Raw genomic sequence first — 21,606 nt, forward strand, 5'->3', positions numbered from 1 at the left:
TTAACTTAAATGAGATTTCCTGGTGTTTTCCAGGTGCACCTTTATGGCATTCACAGCCACGTCCTCATCTCTATGGTGCATGGCAGATATTATATTCAAATGTTCCTGCATGACCATATTCAAAGGCCTTGAAATACCAACAAGATCCATAAGTGATGTAATCTTAGCAGTTTTAAAAAGGTTGTATAACATACTATTTCCACAATTTTTAGCAATAAATTCATGGAAATAACAATCTATCTTATGAAATACATAGAGGCTTTGAGGACCTTTTTCAAAAGGTACCAGCAATTGCCTTAAATCGTCTATTTTAGATTGCGGCGCATTTTTGGTAAAAAGTTGTACCGTCATGGTTTCAATGGCCATTCTACAATCAAACAAATCAGAAATTTCAATTTCACTCAACTCCCTCACGGTAAGACCACTATCCGGTTCACCAACCAATAAGGACTCTTCCCTTAATTGTTGCAACACAATAGCAATGGAGCCATCGTTAATATTCAAGGTATGGGTCAAACGTTGATCGGTTATTAACTGTCCAGGAGATAATTTCTTGGTTACGATCAATTTTTTCACCTTTCCATATGTGTCTTGAAAAATATCTTCTGGGAGGTTGGCCATAAAGTAAATATACTAAAATAGGGTTATCAAATATAATAGAACACAATACAAATCAATGGGTTGCATAATTTGTTTAAAAAAATATCCTTTCTGTAATTTTATAACCCTTTATTGGGTACACGTGCAAACTTTCTTGAATCCTCTTTGGTAAGCACTTTAAAATTGGCCCCTTTTTCTACTGCGCTGAATGTTTTCAACAAATCATTGGTCAAGCCGGTCAATTTTCTAGTTTTCAAATCCATCCAAGCGCCCATCATTTCACAACGGGCTACATTTTCTCCTTTATGATTATAAAAATTATGTTCAAATTCAAAAAACTTGGCATCTTCGCTCATCCCAACAATTTCCAACGAAACCTTCACTGGCTTTCCAGGAAACACTTCCTTGAAATAATAAATATGCTCATAGAATACCACTGGCCCTATTTCATGAATTGCCATTGCCCTATGGTCAAACCCCAATTCCATTAAAAATGCCATTCTGGTATGACTCATAAAATTCACATAGGCCGAATTAGCCAAATGCCGGTTTGCATCAACATCACTCCACCTAACTTCAAATTCTTTTAAGTACATAAAATTATTTTTTTGCTATGCATGCATAATACTCCCTAAAAATAACATAGTTTTGATTCGTATGGAATAAAGAACACGGTTTTTTATCCTTAATTTTAATTCTAGTTAAAAAATTACATATTATGTCTAACAAACCTGCATTCATTAATGAATTGGCATTACCGATCGTTGCTGCACCCATGTTTTTAATATCAGGGCCTCAATTGGTCATAGAATGTTGTAAAAATGGTATCGTAGGTACTTTTCCTGCGCTAAACCAACGAACTAGCGAAGGTTTTGAAGAATGGCTGATAGAAATAAAGACCGCATTGAAGAAATATGAAGCGGAAACCGGCAAAAAAGCAGCACCCTTCGGCGTAAATTTAATAGTACATCCTACCAATCCTAGATTAGAGGCGGATATTAAACTGTGCGTAAAACATCAAGTACCATTGATAATTACTTCTTTAGGGGCAGTGTCGCAAGTAGTAGATGCCATTCATAGTTATGGCGGACTCGTATTCCATGATATCATTAAGAAAAGACATGCGGAAAAAGCGGCAGAGGCCGGGGTTGACGGATTAATTCTTGTTGCTGCGGGTGCAGGGGGTCATGCGGGTACCATTAATCCCATGCCATTGGTAGCAGAAATAAAAAAGTTCTTTCACAAGACCATCTTACTTTCCGGCTGTATTAGTACCGGTAGAGATGTTGCATCTGCACTTCAAATGGGAGCCGACCTTGCCTACATGGGAACCCGATTTATAAATACGGACGAAAGTAAGGCTACACCGGAGTATAGAAAAATGATTATTGAAGCTGGAGCTAGCGATGTTGTATATACCGCAGCAATCTCTGGAGTTCACGCCAACTTTCTAGGAGCAAGCCTTAAAGCCGCAGGTATTACCGAGGAGGATTTAAAAAAAGATGTAAAGATAGATTTTGGAAAAGAATTGGATACCGAAGCAAAGGCATGGAAAACCATTTGGTCTGCAGGGCAAGGTTCCGCTCTTATAAATGATACCGTACCTGTTTCAACCTTAGTATCAAATTTAAAAACGGAATTTAAAGAGGCTATCCAGGAACAAATAAAAGTTTTGGAAACCTATCCTAAATAAATTTGTATTTAAAAGTTAACCTCATAAATGCCCATAATAGATTCATCATACCATCCTTCCCCAATATTTAGGAACGGACATTTCTCTACCATATATAACGGTCTATTCAGAAAGGTTGATGATTTAGAACAGAAACGTATTAGAATAAACCTGCCCGATGAAGATTTTTTGGATACGGATTGGAGCTATGCCGCTGAAACCTCCAAAAAATTGGTCATTATCATCCATGGACTGGAAGGAAGCTCCCAAAGGGCCTATGTAAAAGGCAGTGCCAAATTACTCTCACAAAAAGGTTTTGATGTCTGCGCCATTAATCTAAGAGGCTGTAGCGGAACGGCCAACAATCTTTTTAGATCCTACCATTCTGGTGCTACGGAGGACTTACAATATGTAATGGACCATATCCTGAACTTAAAAGTATACCAGCAAATATTCCTGCATGGTTTTAGCCTTGGAGGCAATCTTTTACTAAAATATTTAGGGGAAAAAAGAAGCGTTCCGGCCCAAATAAAAGGTGCATCCGCCATTTCTGTACCCTGTCAACTAGCAGACTCCCTTTATCAACTATTGCAATATAAGAACGTACTTTATGCAAGAAGGTTTAAAGGAAACCTTTTAGAAAAATTAAAACAAAAGCAACAAGTATTTCCTGACCTGATCTCCAATGATGACATTAAAAACATAAAAAATCTTAAGGATTTTGATGATATCTATACCAGTAGGGCCCATGGTTTCAAAGATGCTATGGACTATTATGCAAAGAGCAGCAGTCTACAATTTTTAAAACATATTAATGTTCCTACTTTAATCATCAATGCCTTGAACGATTCCTTTTTAGGTCCTGAATGTTACCCTATAGAAATTGCAAAAAACCATACACACTTGTTCTTGGAGACTCCAAAATATGGTGGTCATGTTGGTTTTCATGGTGCAAAAAACCAAACGTATGCCGAAAGACGTACATTAGAATTTTTCGAGAATCTTTCCTGAACATGAACATTTATACGTGTAATTTTTCATAAATTTTTACAAAAATGTTAACCGTCTAAATATATTCCCTAAATCTATACGTACATTGCGTTTAAAAGCTAGGGTCACCATTAAAAATTCATATCTTAGACCCTAAATTGAGAGACAACTTTTAAAATATCGTAAACGTATGCGCAAATTATTAACCTTATTAGCTCTTGGCACAATGATTATAGGTTGTGGTGAGAAAAAGGAAGAGAAGAAGGAAGGTTTTGAAATGAACAGAACCAAGAAGGAAGCTAAAACAGAAACTGCAACTGAAGGTGTTCCGGTTGATTTGGACAATAAAGGTGTTGGTCCAATAACCAGTGTAAAGTTCGATGATACTATAAACGAGGAAATGGCCGCTGCAGGAAAAGAAAAATTCCAAGCTATTTGTACCGCTTGCCATATGGCAGAACAACGTATGATAGGACCTGCGTTAAAAGGTGTTTATGAAAGAAGAAGTCCAGAATGGGTAATGAACATGATCATTAATCCAGACAAAATGTTGAAAGAAGACCCAATTGCCAAAGCTTTGTTGAAAGAATACAACAATGCCATTATGCTGAATCAAAACCTAAATGAGGAAGAAGCTCGCAACCTAGCGGAGTATTTACGTACTCTATAACTTCCATTGAAATTATACGCAAACCCTTTCAACAGTCTTGAAAGGGTTTTTTTATGCTTTTTTTGTAATCTAGTACTCCCCCAATCGGGGTGAAGTATAAGAGAAAAATGTAATGAAAGGGTATTGCCTTACGACCAATGTAACCTAAGATAATGAACATTACTATGCAAAATGATAAAATAAAAATAGATATAGTTTCTGATGTCGCCTGCCCTTGGTGCTATGTCGGAAAAAAAAGATTGGAAAAAGCCATTGCACAATGGAAAGGAGCTCCAATAGATATAGAATGGCACCCTTTTCAATTAGATGCCAATATGCCTAAGGAAGGCTTGGACAGAGACACCTATCTTATAAATAAGTTCGGCAATTTGGAAGGCCCTTTGGAAATGACCAAGCGTTTGGTAGAAAACGGCAAAGAGGAAGGAATTACCTTTAACTTTGGACCAGAATGGCGCGCAGTAAACACGCTACCGCTTCACCAATTACTGCATGTTGCCGGTGAAGAAGGATTCAAGGATGTATTGAAAGAGCGATTGATGAAGGCATATTTTGATGAAAATCTCCATTTGAACAAACCGGAAGTACTCACTACCATTATGGAAGAATACGGCTGGCCAGAGGAAAAAACACAAGAAATTTTAAAGAACGAAGACATTGCCTATAGTGTAAAACAAGAAATTGCACATTATCAGCAACGTGGCGTAAACAGTGTACCGTTTTTTATCATAAATGATAAATATGGAATTAGCGGAGCACAACCTGCCACTGCTTTTTTAGAGGCATTTGAGCAAGTGGCACCATTGACCATTTTGAGCGAAGGTGACCATTGTGATTCCACAACAGGTATTTGTTAAGCTATAAACCTATAAAAAGTAAGCTATTATGAAAACATCATTTTCAAACATTATAGCCGGTGATACTCCGGTACTGGTAGACTTTTTTGCCGAATGGTGCGGCCCTTGTAAAACATTGGCCCCTATCCTTAAAGATGTCAAGGATGAACTGGGCGATGCAATTAAAATAGTAAAAATAGATGTCGATAAAAATCAATCCCTTGCCACTACCTATCAGGTAAGAGGGGTGCCTACCATGATATTGTACAAGAACGGAAAACAAGTTTGGAGACAATCTGGTGTAATACAGAAACGGGATTTGGTTGAAATCATAAAATCCCATTAATAAAATTTTAAACATACAGGACTTGGCAAATCAACCTCGTTGATAAAACTTAAGGTGCCTTTTTCAATATCCCTTTTGAAAACCACAATATTATTACTGCGTTGATTTGCCACAACTACGTATGACCCACTGGGATCAATAGTAAAATTCCTAGGCCAATCACCCTTTACAGGTTCTCTTCCCACCAAAGCTAATTTTCCGCTAGTTTCATTTACCTTGAAAATTACGATGGTATTTTCTCCACGATTAGATCCATAAAGATATTTACCGTCTGGGGACAAATGAATATCGGCACAGAAACTCTCGCCTTTAAAATTATCAGACAGGGTATTATAAACCGCTACGGTTTCATAACTCCCCCCTATTTTTTTAAACAAGGTAATCGTAGAGTTCAGCTCATTAATGACATATAAAAAAATTCCATTGGCAGAAGCCACAAAATGCCTTGGGCCTGCACCGCTTGCCAATACAAGTTCTTTCTGTTCGCTGGGAACAAAAACGTTCTCCTGTTTACTATATTTTTTAATACGGTCCAAACCTAGATCGGCAACGAACAGTTCACCGTCCAAAAACTTGGCCATATGGGCATGGGCCGTCTTAGTTGTATCTAATACCTTATGGTCAATTACTTGTGGAGATGGAAGCAAAGCTCCATTTTCTTGGGTATTATAAATTGTAAAATTGCCTCCTGTATAATTTGCCACTGCAACATGACGACCATTGCTACTAACACCAACATAGCAAGGATTTGCCCCAAATGTGGACATCATATCCAATTTGGTAAGTACCGTATCCTTGACATCAAAAGTGGTAATTACTCCACTACCATCCTTATAATTATCTACCTCACCAACTGCATACAACGTTTTTTTATCCGGTGAAAACGTTATAAAGGAAGGATTTTCTATTTGGGCAGCCAAAGTTTGGTCACTAAGCCTTCCCGTATCCACATTAAAGTTGAACCTATAAATTCCCTCACTTCCATTCTTTGTGTACGTGCCTACAAAAAGTATTGCATCATTTGTATTTTTATCCATATCACAGCCAATCAAAAAAATGAAACCAAAAAACATTGGTAACAAAAATATTTTACTTTTCATGTTGAAATAAATTTATCAGAATACTATAATTAAATATGATTCATATACCTATATAATTACTTCTATTAAAAATAGGAAAGTATTCGTCTATACGTATGAATTTACACAGGAATGTAACATTTACACTTTTATGGTACTAATATATAAAGTGATGATATGGGCGGTTATGGTGGACAACCAATGAAGGTAATCAAGGCCAATAGGGCGCTACTTAAAAAAAGTAGAAGCTTTAGGGAGCTACGCAAAGACTATATGGACCATACCCATAAAACAAAACTTCAATTCAAGGAGCTTACTGAGGGTGAACGTAAAAAAATAAGGGCAGCTATTATTTTACAGGCAAGAAAAAACCGTACTCAAGAAATAATTTATTATATCATGGCACTGATAGGGACCATCTGTTTGCTATATGCCATTTACTATTTTGCCCAGTCCTAACTATCTAGCCTTATAAGCCCCAGAGTTTAAAAGGGTTGTTTTCTGAATCGTTATTTTTTATGGGCTTGTCTATCATAACCTTGTATGTGGGATCCTCCATTACGTTCACATCTATTATTTCCTCGGCATTTTCCAATAAGCGAATACAGTCTTTACTTAAATGGCGCAAATGAACTTTTTTACCAAGCTTGGCATACCGTTCCGTAATTTTGTTCAAAGCTTCAATACCACTCATATCTGCCACCCTACTCTCTTTAAAGTCTATAATAACTTGTTCTGGATCTCCAGGTACATCAAATTTTTCACTAAATAACGTAGTAGAACCAAAAAATAATGGACCATAGATTTCATAATGCTTAACTCCGTTTTCATCTATATGCTTTCTTGCACGGATTCTTTTGGCATTTTCCCATGAATAGGCCAATGCAGAAATGACAACCCCTAAAAGCACAGCAATGGCCAAATTATGGGTAATAGCGGTAATCAATGTTACCAAAATCATAACCACAACATCTGAATTTGGCATTTTCCGAAAGGTCTTAAAACTTGCCCATTCAAAAGTCCCAATGGCAACCATGAACATAAGTCCTACCAAAGCCGCCATAGGCAAACGCTCTATAACACTAGATCCAAACATAATAAATACCAATAACATTACGGCCGCAGTAATACCGGATAACCTAGCCCTTGCACCAGAAGAGGTATTGATCAAACTCTGACCGATCATTGCACAACCCCCCATGCCCGATAAAAATCCAGAAAGTATGTTCGCCGAACCTTGCGCAACACATTCCCTATTACTGTTACCCCTGGTTTCAGTTATTTCATCAATAATATTTAGGGTAAGCAAACTTTCTATAAGTCCTACACCGGCAACAATGGCTGCATATGGAAAAATTATTTTAAAAGATTCAAAAGTTAGGGGTATCTGTGGTATGGACAATGGCGGAAAACCTCCCTTAATAGATTCACCTTCACGCATTGTATCCGCAACCGTAAGAGTATCTATTCCAAAACCCAATACAATTGCAGAAACCACTACAATGGCCACCAATGATGAAGGCACCGCTTTGGTCAATTTGGGTAAACCCCATATGATCAACATGGTCAATAAGGTAAGTCCCAACATCATTGCCATATTTGTTCCCGTCAACAACTGATCGGTCCCTTTCTGATAAAAATTTGGGAACTGCGCCATAAAAATGATGATTGCCAAACCATTGACAAAGCCGAACATAACCGGGTGAGGCACCAACCTGATAAACTTTCCTAATTTTAAAACTCCGGCCAGTATTTGTAATATCCCCGCAATAATTACGGTTGCGAACACATAGTTTAAAATAGTTTCTGGCGCTATACCCGGAAAGTTTCTCTTTAATTCAAGTATTAAACCAATGAATACGACAGCAACTGCTCCCGTTGCACCCGAAATCATACCCGGTCTACCACCAAAAATTGAGGTAATCAATGCCAGAACAAAAGCGGCATATAAACCGGTTAAGGGAGAAAACCCTGGTATTAATGCAAATGCTATTGCTTCTGGCACCAAGGCCAACGCTACGGTAAGTCCAGATAAAATTTCTGTCTTATAATCTACCTTTTGATTAAAATCAAATAAATTGAAAATCTTCGCCATGTATCAAAACCTTTAAAGGGCGCAAAAATAGTAATATTTACCGGCCCTGCCACAAACATGTAGATTATTACCAAATTATCTGTTTACCAGTCCTTTAATCCCAATAACTTCTCTCCCAAAGGAGATAATTTGGCAGTATCGTATTTGGTTTGTTCCCAATTACGGGGATCACCAGGAAAAGCATAGCCTTCCGGTGCAATCCTATTTTTCCAAGAATTGATTCTCCATTTTTTTAACGGAGTATTCTCAGGCTCTGCAGGCATCATGGAAATATATTGTGCAATTCTTACTTTGTCCTTAGATTTATTAGGTCTTATACCATGGGGTTCGGTACTATTAAAAATTAAAAGATCACCCGCTTTCATTTTTACCTTAACAATTTTACCTTCCAAACCTTTTAAGCTTGGTTGAAAACGGTCACGGTCATTAGGTTGGGTCAATTTCCAAGAATCATAATTTCTATATAACCATGGAATACATTGAAAACCGCCCATTTGCTCATCATCTTGATCTGCAAGGGCCAGTACACCTTGAACATTCTGTGGCTTAGTTTCCGGATCATAATCCCAATGAATAAATCCTTTCTTATCCACTCCTTCCGGCAATGGAAAATTTAAATTGGCACGGTCAATGGTTACCCATAATTTTTCCGTTCCCCACACATCTACAAAGGCATCATAGACTTTTTGTGTTTGCCTGTTATTCCATAAGTGCTGATGATTATATACCTCAACCATTCCAGTTCCTGTAAGTTCTTTCATTTTCATTTCCGCTCTCGGTGCAGCATACCAAGAGGATTTATCATTTGGGTCTTTTTCATCGAACTCCCAAAGAAAATCAGCGGTTGCTTTTGCCTGCTCCAAAGGCACGGCATTTTTAATTACAATATACCCGTTCTCTATCCAAAATTGCCAATCATCCTCGCTGAGTACACGAAGTGGAACACCGTTAGATCGATCATTTAATTGCTGTTTGCTACTAGTTGCCGTAGACGGATTTCCCGGTATATCCTTATGGCCTTTATTTCCAAGCTCTACCTTGTTTACATGTTTCATGGTCTTAAAATTTAAGTTGAATCTATGATATAAATCTACTGACCTTTAAGCCCTTACACCACCTTGATATTAACCACAATTTGAACAATATTGATTTTTAAGCCAGCTATATTTATATATGTGCGCAATTTTGTTACATTTATCCCTATGAAAATTGAACTGGAAACTATAGAACCTGAATCTAAAAGTCTTTTTAGATTGCTACATGACCCAAAATTAAGTCATCTTTTTTATTGGCACTTTCATCCAGAATATGAATTGGTCTACATTGAAGGTGCCAATGGAACAAGACATGTTGGTGATCATATTTCTGAATATGAAGAGACAGATTTGGTGCTAATTGGCTCTAACATACCCCACTTAAATTTTGACTATGGGGTAAAGACGACCTATAGGGAAGAAGTATTACATATTAAACCTTCGTTCAAAAATACCTTTGTTGAACCAATGCCAGAATTACAGAGCCTTAACAGATTACTTGATTTGTCCCGTTATGGCATAGCATTTCATGGCGAGACAAAAAAAACGGTAGGTAAATTGCTTAAGGAACTTCATGCCTTAAAACCTTTTGAATATTTTATGGCTATAATGAATATTCTAAAAAGGCTTTCTCAAAGTAATGAATTTCAATTACTGCACAAAAAGCCGTACAAAAACAGGTACAGTAAAAAAGAACAAAGTAGAATTCGTGAAATTTATGCCTTGATCGATGAACGCTACCAAGGTAAGATTTCTGTAGATGAAGTGGCTCAATTTTGTAATTTGACCAAACCTGCATTTTGCCGATACTTCAAAAAAGCTACAGGTAGTACTTTTATAGAATTCCTGAACCAGTACCGTATAAGCCAATCTAAACGTTTGCTCTTAAGCGGTAAGAACGTTAGTGAAACCTGTTTTGAATGTGGCTTTGAAAGCCTATCATACTTTAATAGAACGTTTAAAAAAGTTACGGGAGAAAATCCTTCGGCATTTAAAAAAAGATTGCTTAACATTTAAATGAAGTAGTATTATAGGTAATAGAGGAAAGTAATTGTGTACTAACGGGTTACCTTTATTATACCAAGATACAGGCATTGTAAAACATACCTCATAACCTAGAACACATGGAAATTTTTGAACCATTAACACTACAGACCGTATTGCAAATGTGCATTGCCGCAATTTGTATTTATCTTTATATCATGCTCATTACCCGGGTTACAGGCAAACGAACCTTTGCAAAAATGACCAGCTTTGATTTTGCCGTAACCATAGCAATGGGCTCCATTTTAGCGGATGCGGTAAACAAACCAGTGTCAAGCCTTATGCCCGCAATTGTTTCCCTGGCCTTGCTTGCAGGGTTACAAGCGCTGTTCGCCAAAATATTATCTTCTTCTGACAAAGCTCAAAAAATAGTCACGAACACACCTATTTTATTGATGAAAGACGGAAAAATTTTCAAGGAGAACCTAAATAAGGCTCTGGTAAGCCAAGCCGACCTTATGGGTAAATTAAGAGAGGCGAACGTATTGCAGCTTTCCCAAGTAAAAGCGGTAGTTTTTGAAACAACTGGAGATATTTCCGTATTACATACAGATTCTCCTGTAGAAATTGATGATATTATAATGACCGATGTAGCTGCCACTATATAAAAATACCCCGTTCTAAAAGACCGGGGCATTCCTAAGACAATCAACCTAAAAACTATTTTACCTTCTTTCTCTCCACTTTCATGATAGGGTTAGAAGTCTTTGTTCTTTTCTTGGTTTGGATATCCTTACCGGTTTTTAAATATTGCTGATATCCTCTACCACTAAATTCATAAGTAGTTCCACTACTAGGGTGATAAAGCTCAATAGTGCTATCGTTAATGACATATAACTCAAAATAATCATCACCAAAAAAATCATAATCCAGCGTCAAGGCCTTTAAGGTATTATCTCCTTGTACATCATATACCACATAATTTCCTTCATAATCCCATTGCAGATTTGAAACCCTTGTATTAGGAGCATCTAAGGAAGACCTGAAAAAATCGGGTAGAAACTGTATATAATTTTCATTGTCAAAATCATTTATAGCACCTGCCTGACTTGTATAAATTTTCTCCCAAGCATCATATTCCTATATAAAATAATTGATGTTGTCATAGAATACCATATCATAATCAAATGAATTGGTCTGGTATCCTTTTAAAAAATAGGATGTATCCGTACTTGCATCATAAAGCTCAATAGTATTTCTATTAACCGCATAGACTTCCAAGGCCCAACGCCCATCGACATCATGATCAATTTCTACTATGCCCCTTAACGTACTATACGTACCTACATCAATACCGTAGCCGCCACCGGTTTTACCAATGCCTACAATGTTATTGTTGGCATAAACGATGCCACGGTCAAAGGAAATGGTAAAGGCACGTTGCAAAAATGGTACTTCCCCATATCCACGCGTTTCATTGATATCTACATACCACAAATCATAGTCTTGCAATACTTGATCGGTATTATAGGCAGATTCCTCAATAAAATTATCTTCTATGATTACATCTGCATAACAAGAAACCATAAGCGTGGCCAAAAGAACATATCCTGTAAGTAGTTTTAATGTTTTCATACAATTTTATTTAAAGGTTATGTACTGATAAACAATCTCTATGCCAAAATCATCATAACCCTATAAACCAACGTATTACAAGCATCTAAATAAATAGTAAATTTGTACCATAAACATAGGCATGAAAAAGGACGCTAAATTTGCAGTATTGGGAGGTGGTAGCTGGGCTACCGCCATAGTGAAGATGTTGACCGAAAACCAAGAACGAGTAGGATGGTACATGCGAAATTCCGATGCTATTGGTTATATTAAAATACAAAAGCATAATCCCAATTACCTCACTTCAGTTGAATTTAAGACAGAACAATTACTGTTAACGAACGATATTAACGATGCGGTAAATAATGCCGATATATTAATTTTTGCCATCCCCTCTGCCTTTTTGGTATCCGAGTTGGAAAAATTAAATGAATCCATTAAGGATAAAATTATTTTTTCTGCCATAAAAGGGATTGTACCAGAATCCGGATTAATCGTAGGTGAGCATTTTCATGAGGTATACAACATACCTTTTGACCATATTGGTGTAATTACCGGACCATGCCATGCAGAGGAAGTTGCCATGGAACGTTTATCCTATTTGACCATTGCCTGTGCCGATAAGCAAAAAGCGGAGTACGTAGCCAAAAACCTGTCCGGCAATTATATAAAAACTAATATCAGCAAGGATATTATAGGTACGGAATATGCGGCAATGTTAAAGAATATTTATGCCATTGCAGCGGGTATTGCTCACGGACTAGGCTATGGGGATAATTTTCAAAGTGTTTTGATGAGCAATGCCATAAGGGAAATGAAACGCTATACCAAAAGAATACACAACATTGACCGCAACATTAACAAATCTGCTTATTTAGGTGATCTGTTGGTCACAGGATATTCCATTTTTAGCCGTAACCGCATGTTCGGCAATATGATCGGTAAAGGTTATACGGTAAAGAGTGCCCAAATGGAAATGAACATGGTGGCAGAAGGATATTATGCCGCCAAAAGTGCATATGTCATCAAAGAAAAATTCAAGAAAAAAGTAAAGACTCCCATCATAGACGCCGTTTACCAAGTTCTTTACGAAAATAAAAACCCTAAAAAGGTGTTTCTTGCCCTAACGGATAAGCTGGACTAGTTTCTGGTAAGGGAAAAATCTGAATGCTCTTTTAATTCTTCTTCTAACGTAGTTCTCCAACCTTGAACTATTTTATCTGACACCCCAAATTTGTTCTGGAATTCCTTTAAGATAGGCTCTATAAGCGTTCTGATGCTGTCAATATCAAAATATAACCTACCGGTTCTTCTTATAAAGAAATCCATTGGGTTTTGTACCATTTCATAATCAATACCAAAGGTAAGTTCCGCTTTGGCCAACCTAATGTATTTATCTTCTTCTACCAATTTTGTGTAGGTATCTAAAATAACTTCTGTCTGTTTGCCATAGTTGGTTACCAAAAACCAAGCGTCATGCTGTGTAAAACCGTCGTCTTTTATCTTATCAAACACTTGGGCAATATATTTTTTTACATGCTTGAATTTTTTAAAATCATCATTTCCGCACAGATATATTTTTTCCGTATAACATTCTTTGAGTTCAATATTATATTCCTCATCCATTTTCTTTGCAATACGATCAACTACCCTTTCGGCCATTTTGCGATAACCCGTCAACTTACCGCCGGCAATACTGATCAACCCCGTTGCGGAAACAAATATTTCATCTTTCCTGGAAAGTTCAGAAGCGGACTTACCTTCCTCATGTATCAGTGGGCGTAGACCTGCCCAAGAAGAAACTATATCCTCCAATTCCAAATTAATATCAGGAAACATATTATTTACGGCCGATATTAAATAGATCGCATCGGCAATATCTGTCCTTACCTCATCTTTACTATCATTATAATTGGTATCCGTAGTGCCTACATAAGTAATTTTACCTCTTGGAATAGCGAACATCATTCGCCCATCGGGTATATCAAAATATACTGATTGCTTTACGGGAAGTTTCTCATATGGAAAAACTAAATGGACACCTTTGGTCAAATGTAATTGTTTTCCCTTCTTGGAATTGTTCAGGCTCCTTAACTCATCTACCCAAGGTCCCGCAGCACTGATTACATATTTGGAATTAATGGTAAATTCACTGCCTGAAATCATATCTACAGCCTTTACCCCCGCAACTTTATCATTTTCATATAGAAAGTCGTTTACCTTGGCATAGTTCAAGGCTTTAGCACCAAAAAGTAGACTGGTCTTTATATTTTCAATGGTAAGCCTTGCATCATCCGTTCTATATTCCGCATAGTAGCCCGCCCCGTTCAATATCTTTTTAGGTAATAAAGGTTCCAATTTAAGGGCCTCCTTCTTTTCAAGCATTTTTCGTTTATCATCACCCGTTACCTGTGCAAGTATATCATAGACTTTAAGTCCAATAGAAGTTAGCCACTTACCATACGATCCATTTTCTATTAACGGAAGCAACATCTTTTCCGGTAGGACCAAATGTGGAGCCAATTTATGCACAATGGCCCTTTCCGAGCCTACTTCCTTTACCAACCAAAAATCAAATTGTTTCAGGTATCGCAATCCGCCATGTATCAATTTGGTCGATTTACTGCTGGTGCCCGATGCAAAATCACCTTTTTCCAAAAGGGCAACCTTTAGTCCACGTGATGCCGCATCCAATGCAATACCACCGCCTGTTATACCGCCACCTATGACCACAAGATCAAACTCTTCTCCCTGCAGTGATGCTATTGTTTTTTGACGTTCTAAATTGGTGAATTTTATATTTTTCATCAAAGATGTTTATTTGCTATTAAAAAGTTGATTTCCAACATTGTACTTTTACAACTCTAAGCAGCCCAAAGATATGGTTAGGACCACATTTAAATATGCTCGATAAAATTATTTAATTGTAAAATTGATGTTTTAAAACTATTCTTCGTCTTCCCAACCTTTTGTACGTTCAACCGCCTTCTGCCATTTCTTATAGAGGCGCTTTCTTTTTACGCGATCAAATGTGGGTTTAAAAATACGGTCCATGGGTCTGTTCTCATCAATATCAGATTGCTCCCAAAAGCCAACTTGTATGCCCGCCAAAAAAGCGGCTCCCATTGCGGTAGATTCAATAATTTCCGGCCTATGCACCTCCGAATCCAAAATATCGGCCTGAAATTGCATTAAATGGTTATTGGCACATGCGCCTCCGTCTACCCTAAGATTTTTAAGTTGAATACCGGAATCATCTTCCATTGCCTTTAGAATATCCTTGGTCTGATAGGCAAGGGCCTCTAAAGTGGCCTTGGCTATATGTGCCTTACCGGTATCACGTGTTAATCCAAATATGGCACCTCTGGCATACATATCCCAATAAGGGGCGCCTAAACCTGCAAAAGCCGGTACTACATACACAGAATTTTCACCTTCAATTGAATTGGCCAATTCCTCTGTCTCCTTAGCATGCGCTATAAGCTCTAAGCCATCTCTTAACCATTGTACCGCTGCCCCGGCAATGAAAATACTACCTTCCAAGGCATAATTTACCTTACCGTTTAAACCATAGGCAATTGTGGTCAATAATCCATTTTTTGAGAATTGCGGTTCTTCGCCTGTGTTCATTAGCATAAAGCACCCTGTCCCATAGGTGTTTTTTGCCGAACCTTTCTTAAAACAAGCCTGACCGAACAAAGCCGCCTGCTGATCACCGGCTATACCGGCTATAGGTATCTTAACACTATCGATTTCATAGTCCCCAAAATGGGCAGAAGAAGGCTTTACTTCTGGCAACATACTTTTTGGAATACCCAGAGCTTTCAACATTTTATCGTCCCATTTTAAATTTACGATATCATATATCATGGTACGTGATGCATTGGTATAATCGGTAAAATGCTTATGGTCCTTGGTCATATTCCACACCAGCCACGTATCTATGGTCCCCATCAACAGGTCCCCTGCTTCTGCTTTTTTCTTGGCTCCCTCAACATTGTCCAATATCCATTTTACCTTAGTACCTGAAAAATAAGAATCTATTACCAGACCGGTAGTTTTCCTTACATGTTCCGTTAAGCCTGTCTTCTTTAAATGTTCACAGATATCCGCTGTACGCTTGTCCTGCCAAACAATGGCATTATATACAGGTTTGCCGGTATTTTTGTCCCAAACCACCGTAGTTTCACGCTGATTGGTAATACCTATACCCACTATTTCAGATGGCAACACATTTTCATTGTCCAAAAGTTCCTTTAACACACCCATTTGCGTGGTCAAAATTTCCTCTGCATCATGTTCTACCCAACCAGAATGTGGAAATATTTGCTTGAACTCTTTTTGGACCATTCCCTTAATGGTACCTGCATGGTCAACCAATAAAGCTCTAGAGCTTGTGGTACCCTGATCTAATGATATAATAAATTTCCTTGACATTTTTTACGATATTTTTTTAAATATAGCAGATTTAATATCGATTTCAAAGAAGATAAAAACTAACTTATGCTATTCTATGCTACAGTAAATATTCTACACTTATATAATACCAAATTAACTTACAATTTTTATACTTTTAACTTTAAAAAGTTTTTGAAGTCCCTTACTTAATAAACTCTTTTTCCAAAAAATAATTTACAATCGCCTCCTTCATCAATACGGTTTGTTCACCTGCTTTTAGAGGGGGCAACTCTTCGTTAATGGTATAATGGGGCCAACCATCTTCATCAAAAAAACTAAATTCATAAAATCCATAAGGTTCCAACAGCCTACAGATGGCAATATGCATTAAATCTAATTTATCATCTTTCTTATACTTTCTATGGTATTGGCCCAACTCTTGGACACCAACTAAATAAATAATGGCATCCAGTTCCAATGGGTCCCCATCAGAAAATTTCACGGAAAGCTTTTCTACCAAATTCTCCCAACGTTCCTTTAATTGTATATCCCTGGCCATAATATTTAATTTCTATCGTACTTTTTGGACATTTCAAAGGTACAACTCAAAGTTCTATATTTGTGAAAACACATTGCAAATGGGCCTTTTAGATATTTTACTACTATTACCATTGGTCTGGGGTCTTTACAAAGGCTTTAAAAATGGACTTTTTATGGAATTGGCTTCCATAGTAGCACTAGTAGCAGGCATATTTGGGGCCATACACTTTTCATATATTACAGGTAACTATTTATCTACCCATTTAGAATGGAATGAACGCAACATGAGTATTTTGGCGTTCATAATTACATTTATCCTAATCATCATTTTAGTAAACCTAGCGGGTAAATTACTGACCAAAGTGGCCAACTTGGCCATGTTGGGCCTTTTAAATAAAATAGCAGGAGCTATTTTTGGCGCCTTAAAAATAGCCATCATATTAGGTGCTGCATTCATTTTTTTTGACCGTGTGGACAACACCCTTAACCTTCTTGATGAACAAACAAAAAAAAATTCCATACTGTACCAACCCATAAAGGAAATTGGCGCCTTATTGTTCGATCAAGTCCTCAACAATAACAAACATTCCAAAGAATCTACTAACGAGCCTGTTGTCATTTAGTGTAATTAAAGCACTTATTCCCTTAATTTTGACCTTTTAACGAATAAAGAACCAAGTATACCCTACAATGCCAAGATTTCTTTAATATTACTTATCGATATCCCCTATCGATAGAGAACTTAGAACATTCTCATCTTACAAACCTACTTCGCTACGCCAAAAAGGCTTTATTACAAAATGACACTATATGAAAATGAGATTGCATTATGCGGTCACTGTCCTATTTGTAGTAATTCTTGGTTCTTGCACCAGTGACCCTGTAGAAGGTTTGCCCTATGTAGAAACAGAGAATGTACTTGATATAGAACTCGACCTATTGGAGATTGTAAACAAGCACAGAATTGGTTTAAACATCAATGCGCTTGAATTTAGTGAAGTGGCCTATAAATACGCCAATGTTCACACTGACTATATGATTGCAAAAGGCAGCATAAGCCATGATAATTTTAGTTCCAGGGCCGCTAAGATCAATTCTGAGATAGAAGTGAAAATGGTGGCAGAGAACGTGGCCAAGGATTATAAGTCTGCTATAGAGGCCTTTGAAGGGTGGTATTTAAGCAGTAGTCACAAAAAAACAATGGAAGGAGATTTTACCCATACCGGTGTTAGTGTCAAAAAGGATGAATTAGGGAATTATTATTTTACGCAGCTTTTTTATAAGCTGTAATCTAATTTCAGATAATTTATACACTTTTTGGGATAAAAAGTACCTTAAGAGATTTCTTACATATAGATATTTCCGTTCATCCGTTTTATTTAGCGGATGAAGTGCAAAAAACCATACGAAATACACTTTTTAACGATGAAATGACCCTTGCACTTGGTCGATAAGCGCCCATTAATGCTAAATTTACAGCTTATCGAGTTTTTTGGCACCTCTATGGATATATTTCTTCCTAACATGATTCTTGGGAGTACTTTTGAACTGTAATTAAAAATTAAAGTTTCCCAAAAATGAAATTATCCTTACCTACTTTAGCATTGTTCATCATCTTAATGTCCTCATGTTCCAAATATGAAAATTTTGCAGGTTATGAAGAAGTAAACGAAGAGCCGGCAACAAAGGTTACCTTAGTCAGTTCTGATAAACACAATGCTTTGGAAGCTGAACTGTTTGATATAATCAATACGTATAGAGTAAGTATTGGCCTAAACGAGATGACTTTTGAAGGTACTACCTATTATTATGCGGGCCTTCATACAGACTATATGATACAAAAAGGAAACACAAGCCATGCTAAATTTGGGGAACGTGCAGAAAAAATCTCAAAAAGAACAGGAGCCGTATATGTAGCGGAGAATGTAGCAAGAAATTATGATACGGTACAAGAAGCTTTTGAAGCTTGGATCGATAGCCCGGGACATAGAGTCAATATAGAAGGAGATTATGACTACTCTGCCATAAGCATTAAGGAAAACAACAATGGAGATCTATATTTCACACAATTGTTCTTTAGATAGTCAAATAATATAGTTTTTAAAAAGCCTTTGTTGAACAAAGGCTTTTTTTATGTCCAAGTTTTAGGTAAGCGCCATCCGTTTTTATAACTTTCAATTAAAATTATAACTATGAGTATCAGAGCACCCTTTAATCTTAATAAATGGATTGAAGAAAATAGAGCTTCCTTAAAACCTCCCGTAGGCAATAAAAACCTTTACAAAGATGCCGGAGATTATATTGTCATGATCGTAGCGGGACCCAACGCAAGAAAAGATTACCACTATAACGAAACGGAAGAGCTTTTTTATCAATTAGAAGGAAATATTGAAGTGCATATTCAAGAAGATGGTAAAAAAAGAACCATGCACCTAGGGCCGGGAGATATGTATCTACATCCTGCAAAAATACCTCATTCCCCTGTGCGTAAGGAAGGATCCATTGGCTTAGTGATAGAACGAAAAAGAGCAGATATGAATGTTGATGACGGCTTGCTCTGGTTCTGTGATAATTGCAACCACAAATTATATGAAGCGTACTTTACCCTGACCGATATTGAAAAGGATTTTTTATCCCATTTTAAACACTTCTATAGCTCTAAAGCATTGCGAACATGTAATAATTGTGGTACGGTAATGCCTGTAGATGAACGTTTTATTGCAAAAGAAGAATGATTTTCCTAGCTAAGGTCATAACGATTGTGGTAGCCACTATGCATATCTATTTTTTATATCTGGAAATGTTTGCTTGGACAACAAAAGGCAAAAAGGTTTTTAGAAATTTTCCTAGTGACCTTTTTGAACCCACTAAAAAAATGGCCGCAAATCAAGGCCTCTATAATGGATTTTTGGCGGCCGGCCTACTATGGTCCTTATTCATTAACGACCCAGAATGGTCGGCAAATATAGCGTTGTTCTTTTTGGGCTGTGTAGTTGTTGCAGGGGTATATGGGGCATATTCCGTTGCTAAAAAAATATTTATTGTTCAAGGTATGCCCGCATTGATAGGTTTTGTTCTATGGGCAGTCATAAAATATTTTTTATAAATTCTACCCGCCTATATTACATGATATTCTTTGTATTTTTGTAATATATCTAACATTAATTGCTTTAAAAGTTATAAAATGTCAAAAACAGCCTCAGATTTCGGTATTTACGATGCCCTAAAAGTTTTAGGAATAAAGGAAATCAACGAAGGTTCCTCTACAGGTACCAACAATTTTTCATCCGGTGAAACTATAGCGTCATTTTCACCCGTAGACGGTTCCTTGATCGCCAAGGTTAAAACCACTACTAAAGAAGATTATGAACAAGTAATGGGCACCGCAACTGCCGCTTTTAAGGAATGGAGGACCAAACCTGCACCACAAAGAGGTGAAATTGTTAGGCAATTTGGCGATAAACTTCGTGAACTCAAGGAACCGTTAGGGAAGTTGGTCTCTTATGAAATGGGTAAAAGCTACCAAGAAGGTTTGGGAGAAGTTCAGGAAATGATAGACATCTGCGATTTTGCGGTTGGTCTATCCAGGCAATTGCATGGTTTGACCATGCATTCGGAAAGACCAGGACATAGAATGTATGAACAATATCACCCCCTTGGTGTGGTGGGCATAATATCCGCATTTAATTTTCCTGTAGCCGTTTGGGCCTGGAATACTGCATTGGCATGGATCTGTGGAGATGTTTGTATTTGGAAACCTTCAGAAAAAACACCTCTGTGCGGCATTGCTTGTCAACATATAGCGGCTACTGTCTTCAAAGAGAATAATCTACCGGAAGGAATTTCATGTTTGATCAACGGGGATTACAACGTAGGTGAATTAATGACCGGTGATGCCCGTATTCCTTTGGTATCAGCAACGGGATCTATACGAATGGGCAAAATTGTTGCCCAGGCCGTCGCGGCGCGGTTAGGTAAATCGTTATTGGAGTTAGGTGGCAACAATGCCATTATAGTAACTCCAGATGCCGATATTAAAATGACGGTAATCGGAGCAGTTTTTGGTGCAGTAGGAACAGCAGGGCAACGTTGTACATCTACCAGAAGATTGATTATACATGAATCTATGTATGATAAAGTAAAGAATGCCATAGTCGCTGCCTATAACCAATTAAGAATAGGAAATCCCTTAGATGAAAATAATCATGTGGGGCCATTGATTGATACGGATGCCGTATTGCAATATAATAAAGCATTGCAACAAGTGGTCAACGAGGGCGGCAACCTCATTGTAGAAGGTGGAGTATTGGAAGGACAAGGGTATGAAAGCGGTTGCTATGTACGTCCGGCCATAGCAGAGGCAGAAAACCACTTTAAAATTGTGCAGCATGAAACATTTGCTCCAGTTCTATATCTAATAAAATATTCCGGTGACGTGGAAAATGCCATTGCCATACAAAATGGTGTGGTACAGGGACTATCTTCAGCAATAATGACCAATAACCTTCGTGAAGCGGAACAATTTCTTTCCGCTTGGGGAAGTGATTGTGGAATTGCCAATGTAAATATAGGTACTTCAGGTGCTGAAATTGGTGGTGCTTTTGGTGGAGAAAAAGAAACAGGTGGCGGTAGGGAAAGTGGCTCAGATGCATGGAAAGTGTATATGAGAAGACAAACCAATACCATTAATTATACCACGGAACTGCCATTGGCCCAAGGTATAAAGTTCGACCTTTAAAATAGTAGATTAA

At 37.4% G+C, this 21,606-nt stretch carries 25 protein-coding genes; 15 read left to right on the plus strand and 10 right to left on the minus strand.

Going from position 1 to position 21,606, the window contains the following annotated elements; genetic code table 11:
* The gene (locus tag Q2T41_RS08340) at positions 1-621 is read right to left on the minus strand and encodes a GntR family transcriptional regulator (RefSeq protein WP_144803147.1); all 621 of its coding nucleotides are present in this window, start codon (positions 619-621) and stop codon (positions 1-3) included.
* A gap of 98 nt (positions 622-719) precedes the next feature.
* Positions 720-1,196 carry an acyl-CoA thioesterase gene (locus Q2T41_RS08345; RefSeq protein WP_089260978.1) on the minus strand — a complete coding sequence of 159 codons (477 nt, stop codon included), beginning with the start codon at positions 1,194-1,196 and terminating at the stop codon, positions 720-722.
* Between the two features lie 122 nt (positions 1,197-1,318).
* Here Q2T41_RS08345 and Q2T41_RS08350 point away from each other — a divergent pair, with 122 nt between their 5' ends.
* The 5 genes from Q2T41_RS08350 to trxA all read left to right on the plus strand — a co-directional run bounded on the left by Q2T41_RS08350 (position 1,319) and on the right by trxA (position 5,111).
* Entirely contained in the window at positions 1,319-2,293 is a 975-nt protein-coding gene (locus tag Q2T41_RS08350; RefSeq protein ID WP_304435703.1) for an NAD(P)H-dependent flavin oxidoreductase, read from the plus strand.
* A gap of 27 nt (positions 2,294-2,320) precedes the next feature.
* Entirely contained in the window at positions 2,321-3,283 is a 963-nt protein-coding gene (locus Q2T41_RS08355) for a YheT family hydrolase (RefSeq protein ID WP_144803156.1), read from the plus strand.
* Between the two features lie 169 nt (positions 3,284-3,452).
* Positions 3,453-3,932, plus strand: coding sequence for a c-type cytochrome (locus Q2T41_RS08360; protein ID WP_089260981.1), 480 nt, complete (start codon positions 3,453-3,455; stop codon positions 3,930-3,932).
* A 152-nt stretch (positions 3,933-4,084) separates the two neighbouring features.
* Positions 4,085-4,786, plus strand: coding sequence for a DsbA family oxidoreductase (locus Q2T41_RS08365; protein WP_304435704.1), 702 nt, complete (start codon positions 4,085-4,087; stop codon positions 4,784-4,786).
* A gap of 28 nt (positions 4,787-4,814) precedes the next feature.
* The gene (gene trxA / locus Q2T41_RS08370) at positions 4,815-5,111 is read left to right on the plus strand and encodes a thioredoxin (protein WP_304435705.1); all 297 of its coding nucleotides are present in this window, start codon (positions 4,815-4,817) and stop codon (positions 5,109-5,111) included.
* Here trxA and Q2T41_RS08375 read toward each other — a convergent pair.
* Positions 5,108-6,148, minus strand: a complete 1,041-nt coding sequence (locus Q2T41_RS08375) for a lactonase family protein (RefSeq protein WP_304435706.1) — start codon at positions 6,146-6,148, stop codon at positions 5,108-5,110. The two genes, trxA and Q2T41_RS08375, sit on opposite strands and share 4 nt — an antisense overlap.
* A gap of 219 nt (positions 6,149-6,367) precedes the next feature.
* On the opposite strand from Q2T41_RS08375, the gene Q2T41_RS08380 reads away from it, so the two are divergent.
* Positions 6,368-6,649 (plus strand): hypothetical protein, encoded by a 282-nt coding sequence (locus Q2T41_RS08380; RefSeq protein WP_304435707.1) that lies wholly within the window; start codon positions 6,368-6,370, stop codon positions 6,647-6,649.
* 10 nt (positions 6,650-6,659) lie between these two features.
* On the opposite strand, the gene Q2T41_RS08385 is transcribed toward Q2T41_RS08380, so the two are convergent.
* Both Q2T41_RS08385 and Q2T41_RS08390 read right to left on the minus strand, forming a co-directional pair.
* A complete protein-coding gene (locus Q2T41_RS08385; RefSeq protein WP_304435708.1) occupies positions 6,660-8,285 on the minus strand; it encodes a SulP family inorganic anion transporter in 1,626 nt (541 codons plus the stop codon).
* Positions 8,286-8,368: 83 nt separating this feature from the next.
* The gene (locus tag Q2T41_RS08390; RefSeq protein WP_304435709.1) at positions 8,369-9,340 is read right to left on the minus strand and encodes a phytanoyl-CoA dioxygenase family protein; all 972 of its coding nucleotides are present in this window, start codon (positions 9,338-9,340) and stop codon (positions 8,369-8,371) included.
* 147 nt (positions 9,341-9,487) lie between these two features.
* On the opposite strand from Q2T41_RS08390, the gene Q2T41_RS08395 reads away from it, so the two are divergent.
* Positions 9,488-10,336, plus strand: a complete 849-nt coding sequence (locus Q2T41_RS08395) for a helix-turn-helix domain-containing protein (protein WP_304435710.1) — start codon at positions 9,488-9,490, stop codon at positions 10,334-10,336.
* Between the two features lie 107 nt (positions 10,337-10,443).
* On the plus strand, positions 10,444-10,971 hold the full coding sequence (locus tag Q2T41_RS08400) for a DUF421 domain-containing protein (RefSeq protein WP_304435711.1): 528 nt from the start codon (positions 10,444-10,446) through the stop codon (positions 10,969-10,971).
* A gap of 52 nt (positions 10,972-11,023) precedes the next feature.
* Here the strand turns inward: Q2T41_RS08400 and Q2T41_RS20750 are convergent, their stop codons facing one another.
* Both Q2T41_RS20750 and Q2T41_RS20755 read right to left on the minus strand, forming a co-directional pair.
* Positions 11,024-11,281 carry a hypothetical protein gene (locus tag Q2T41_RS20750; RefSeq protein WP_367186842.1) on the minus strand — a complete coding sequence of 86 codons (258 nt, stop codon included), beginning with the start codon at positions 11,279-11,281 and terminating at the stop codon, positions 11,024-11,026.
* 162 nt (positions 11,282-11,443) lie between these two features.
* Positions 11,444-11,938: a hypothetical protein gene (locus Q2T41_RS20755; RefSeq protein WP_367186843.1), complete on the minus strand. Its 495-nt coding sequence runs from the start codon at positions 11,936-11,938 to the stop codon at positions 11,444-11,446.
* 121 nt (positions 11,939-12,059) lie between these two features.
* Here Q2T41_RS20755 and Q2T41_RS08410 point away from each other — a divergent pair, with 121 nt between their 5' ends.
* Positions 12,060-13,061: an NAD(P)H-dependent glycerol-3-phosphate dehydrogenase gene (locus Q2T41_RS08410; RefSeq protein WP_089260991.1), complete on the plus strand. Its 1,002-nt coding sequence runs from the start codon at positions 12,060-12,062 to the stop codon at positions 13,059-13,061.
* On the opposite strand, the gene Q2T41_RS08415 is transcribed toward Q2T41_RS08410, so the two are convergent.
* The 3 genes from Q2T41_RS08415 to Q2T41_RS08425 form a co-directional block, all read right to left on the minus strand.
* On the minus strand, positions 13,058-14,725 hold the full coding sequence (locus tag Q2T41_RS08415; RefSeq protein ID WP_304435712.1) for a glycerol-3-phosphate dehydrogenase/oxidase: 1,668 nt from the start codon (positions 14,723-14,725) through the stop codon (positions 13,058-13,060). The two genes, Q2T41_RS08410 and Q2T41_RS08415, sit on opposite strands and share 4 nt — an antisense overlap.
* A 138-nt stretch (positions 14,726-14,863) precedes the next feature.
* Positions 14,864-16,354 (minus strand): glycerol kinase GlpK, encoded by a 1,491-nt coding sequence (gene glpK, locus Q2T41_RS08420; protein ID WP_304435713.1) that lies wholly within the window; start codon positions 16,352-16,354, stop codon positions 14,864-14,866.
* Between the two features lie 163 nt (positions 16,355-16,517).
* Positions 16,518-16,874: a hypothetical protein gene (locus Q2T41_RS08425; RefSeq protein ID WP_089260994.1), complete on the minus strand. Its 357-nt coding sequence runs from the start codon at positions 16,872-16,874 to the stop codon at positions 16,518-16,520.
* A 79-nt stretch (positions 16,875-16,953) separates the two neighbouring features.
* Between Q2T41_RS08425 and Q2T41_RS08430 the strand changes: the two genes are divergently transcribed.
* The 6 genes from Q2T41_RS08430 (at position 16,954) to amaB (ending at position 21,593) form a co-directional block, all read left to right on the plus strand.
* The gene (locus tag Q2T41_RS08430) at positions 16,954-17,478 is read left to right on the plus strand and encodes a CvpA family protein (RefSeq protein WP_304435714.1); all 525 of its coding nucleotides are present in this window, start codon (positions 16,954-16,956) and stop codon (positions 17,476-17,478) included.
* 187 nt (positions 17,479-17,665) lie between these two features.
* Positions 17,666-18,145: a CAP domain-containing protein gene (locus tag Q2T41_RS08435; RefSeq protein WP_304435715.1), complete on the plus strand. Its 480-nt coding sequence runs from the start codon at positions 17,666-17,668 to the stop codon at positions 18,143-18,145.
* A 287-nt stretch (positions 18,146-18,432) separates the two neighbouring features.
* Entirely contained in the window at positions 18,433-18,939 is a 507-nt protein-coding gene (locus tag Q2T41_RS08440; protein WP_089260997.1) for a CAP domain-containing protein, read from the plus strand.
* Between the two features lie 108 nt (positions 18,940-19,047).
* Positions 19,048-19,590: a 3-hydroxyanthranilate 3,4-dioxygenase gene (locus Q2T41_RS08445; protein ID WP_304435716.1), complete on the plus strand. Its 543-nt coding sequence runs from the start codon at positions 19,048-19,050 to the stop codon at positions 19,588-19,590.
* Positions 19,587-19,961 (plus strand): DUF1304 domain-containing protein, encoded by a 375-nt coding sequence (locus Q2T41_RS08450; protein WP_304435717.1) that lies wholly within the window; start codon positions 19,587-19,589, stop codon positions 19,959-19,961. Before Q2T41_RS08445 ends, Q2T41_RS08450 begins: the two co-directional genes overlap by 4 nt.
* Before the next feature lie 78 nt (positions 19,962-20,039).
* Positions 20,040-21,593: an L-piperidine-6-carboxylate dehydrogenase gene (gene amaB / locus Q2T41_RS08455; protein WP_304435718.1), complete on the plus strand. Its 1,554-nt coding sequence runs from the start codon at positions 20,040-20,042 to the stop codon at positions 21,591-21,593.
* Positions 21,594-21,606: the final 13 nt, after the last annotated feature.

Origin of the sequence: Maribacter confluentis, from assembly GCF_030505015.1 — a bacterium.
GTDB classification, from domain to species: Bacteria; Bacteroidota; Bacteroidia; order Flavobacteriales; family Flavobacteriaceae; genus Maribacter; species Maribacter sedimenticola.

Coding starts and splice junctions, on each gene's coding strand:
- Q2T41_RS08390 (WP_304435709.1), bottom strand. CDS start 9,340: ATGAAACATGTAAACAAGGTAGAGCTTGGAAATAAAGGCCATAAGGAT.
- Q2T41_RS08355 (WP_144803156.1), top strand. CDS start 2,321: ATGCCCATAATAGATTCATCATACCATCCTTCCCCAATATTTAGGAAC.
- Q2T41_RS08445 (WP_304435716.1), top strand. CDS start 19,048: ATGAGTATCAGAGCACCCTTTAATCTTAATAAATGGATTGAAGAAAAT.
- Q2T41_RS08410 (WP_089260991.1), top strand. CDS start 12,060: ATGAAAAAGGACGCTAAATTTGCAGTATTGGGAGGTGGTAGCTGGGCT.
- amaB (WP_304435718.1), top strand. CDS start 20,040: ATGTCAAAAACAGCCTCAGATTTCGGTATTTACGATGCCCTAAAAGTT.
- Q2T41_RS08350 (WP_304435703.1), top strand. CDS start 1,319: ATGTCTAACAAACCTGCATTCATTAATGAATTGGCATTACCGATCGTT.
- trxA (WP_304435705.1), top strand. CDS start 4,815: ATGAAAACATCATTTTCAAACATTATAGCCGGTGATACTCCGGTACTG.
- Q2T41_RS08395 (WP_304435710.1), top strand. CDS start 9,488: ATGAAAATTGAACTGGAAACTATAGAACCTGAATCTAAAAGTCTTTTT.
- glpK (WP_304435713.1), bottom strand. CDS start 16,354: ATGTCAAGGAAATTTATTATATCATTAGATCAGGGTACCACAAGCTCT.
- Q2T41_RS08385 (WP_304435708.1), bottom strand. CDS start 8,285: ATGGCGAAGATTTTCAATTTATTTGATTTTAATCAAAAGGTAGATTAT.
- Q2T41_RS08375 (WP_304435706.1), bottom strand. CDS start 6,148: ATGGATAAAAATACAAATGATGCAATACTTTTTGTAGGCACGTACACA.
- Q2T41_RS08440 (WP_089260997.1), top strand. CDS start 18,433: ATGAAATTATCCTTACCTACTTTAGCATTGTTCATCATCTTAATGTCC.
- Q2T41_RS08345 (WP_089260978.1), bottom strand. CDS start 1,196: ATGTACTTAAAAGAATTTGAAGTTAGGTGGAGTGATGTTGATGCAAAC.
- Q2T41_RS08435 (WP_304435715.1), top strand. CDS start 17,666: ATGAAAATGAGATTGCATTATGCGGTCACTGTCCTATTTGTAGTAATT.
- Q2T41_RS08380 (WP_304435707.1), top strand. CDS start 6,368: ATGGGCGGTTATGGTGGACAACCAATGAAGGTAATCAAGGCCAATAGG.
- Q2T41_RS20755 (WP_367186843.1), bottom strand. CDS start 11,938: ATGAAAACATTAAAACTACTTACAGGATATGTTCTTTTGGCCACGCTT.
- Q2T41_RS08430 (WP_304435714.1), top strand. CDS start 16,954: ATGGGCCTTTTAGATATTTTACTACTATTACCATTGGTCTGGGGTCTT.
- Q2T41_RS08360 (WP_089260981.1), top strand. CDS start 3,453: ATGCGCAAATTATTAACCTTATTAGCTCTTGGCACAATGATTATAGGT.
- Q2T41_RS08365 (WP_304435704.1), top strand. CDS start 4,085: ATGAACATTACTATGCAAAATGATAAAATAAAAATAGATATAGTTTCT.
- Q2T41_RS08450 (WP_304435717.1), top strand. CDS start 19,587: ATGATTTTCCTAGCTAAGGTCATAACGATTGTGGTAGCCACTATGCAT.
- Q2T41_RS08425 (WP_089260994.1), bottom strand. CDS start 16,874: ATGGCCAGGGATATACAATTAAAGGAACGTTGGGAGAATTTGGTAGAA.
- Q2T41_RS08340 (WP_144803147.1), bottom strand. CDS start 621: ATGGCCAACCTCCCAGAAGATATTTTTCAAGACACATATGGAAAGGTG.
- Q2T41_RS08415 (WP_304435712.1), bottom strand. CDS start 14,725: ATGAAAAATATAAAATTCACCAATTTAGAACGTCAAAAAACAATAGCA.
- Q2T41_RS08400 (WP_304435711.1), top strand. CDS start 10,444: ATGGAAATTTTTGAACCATTAACACTACAGACCGTATTGCAAATGTGC.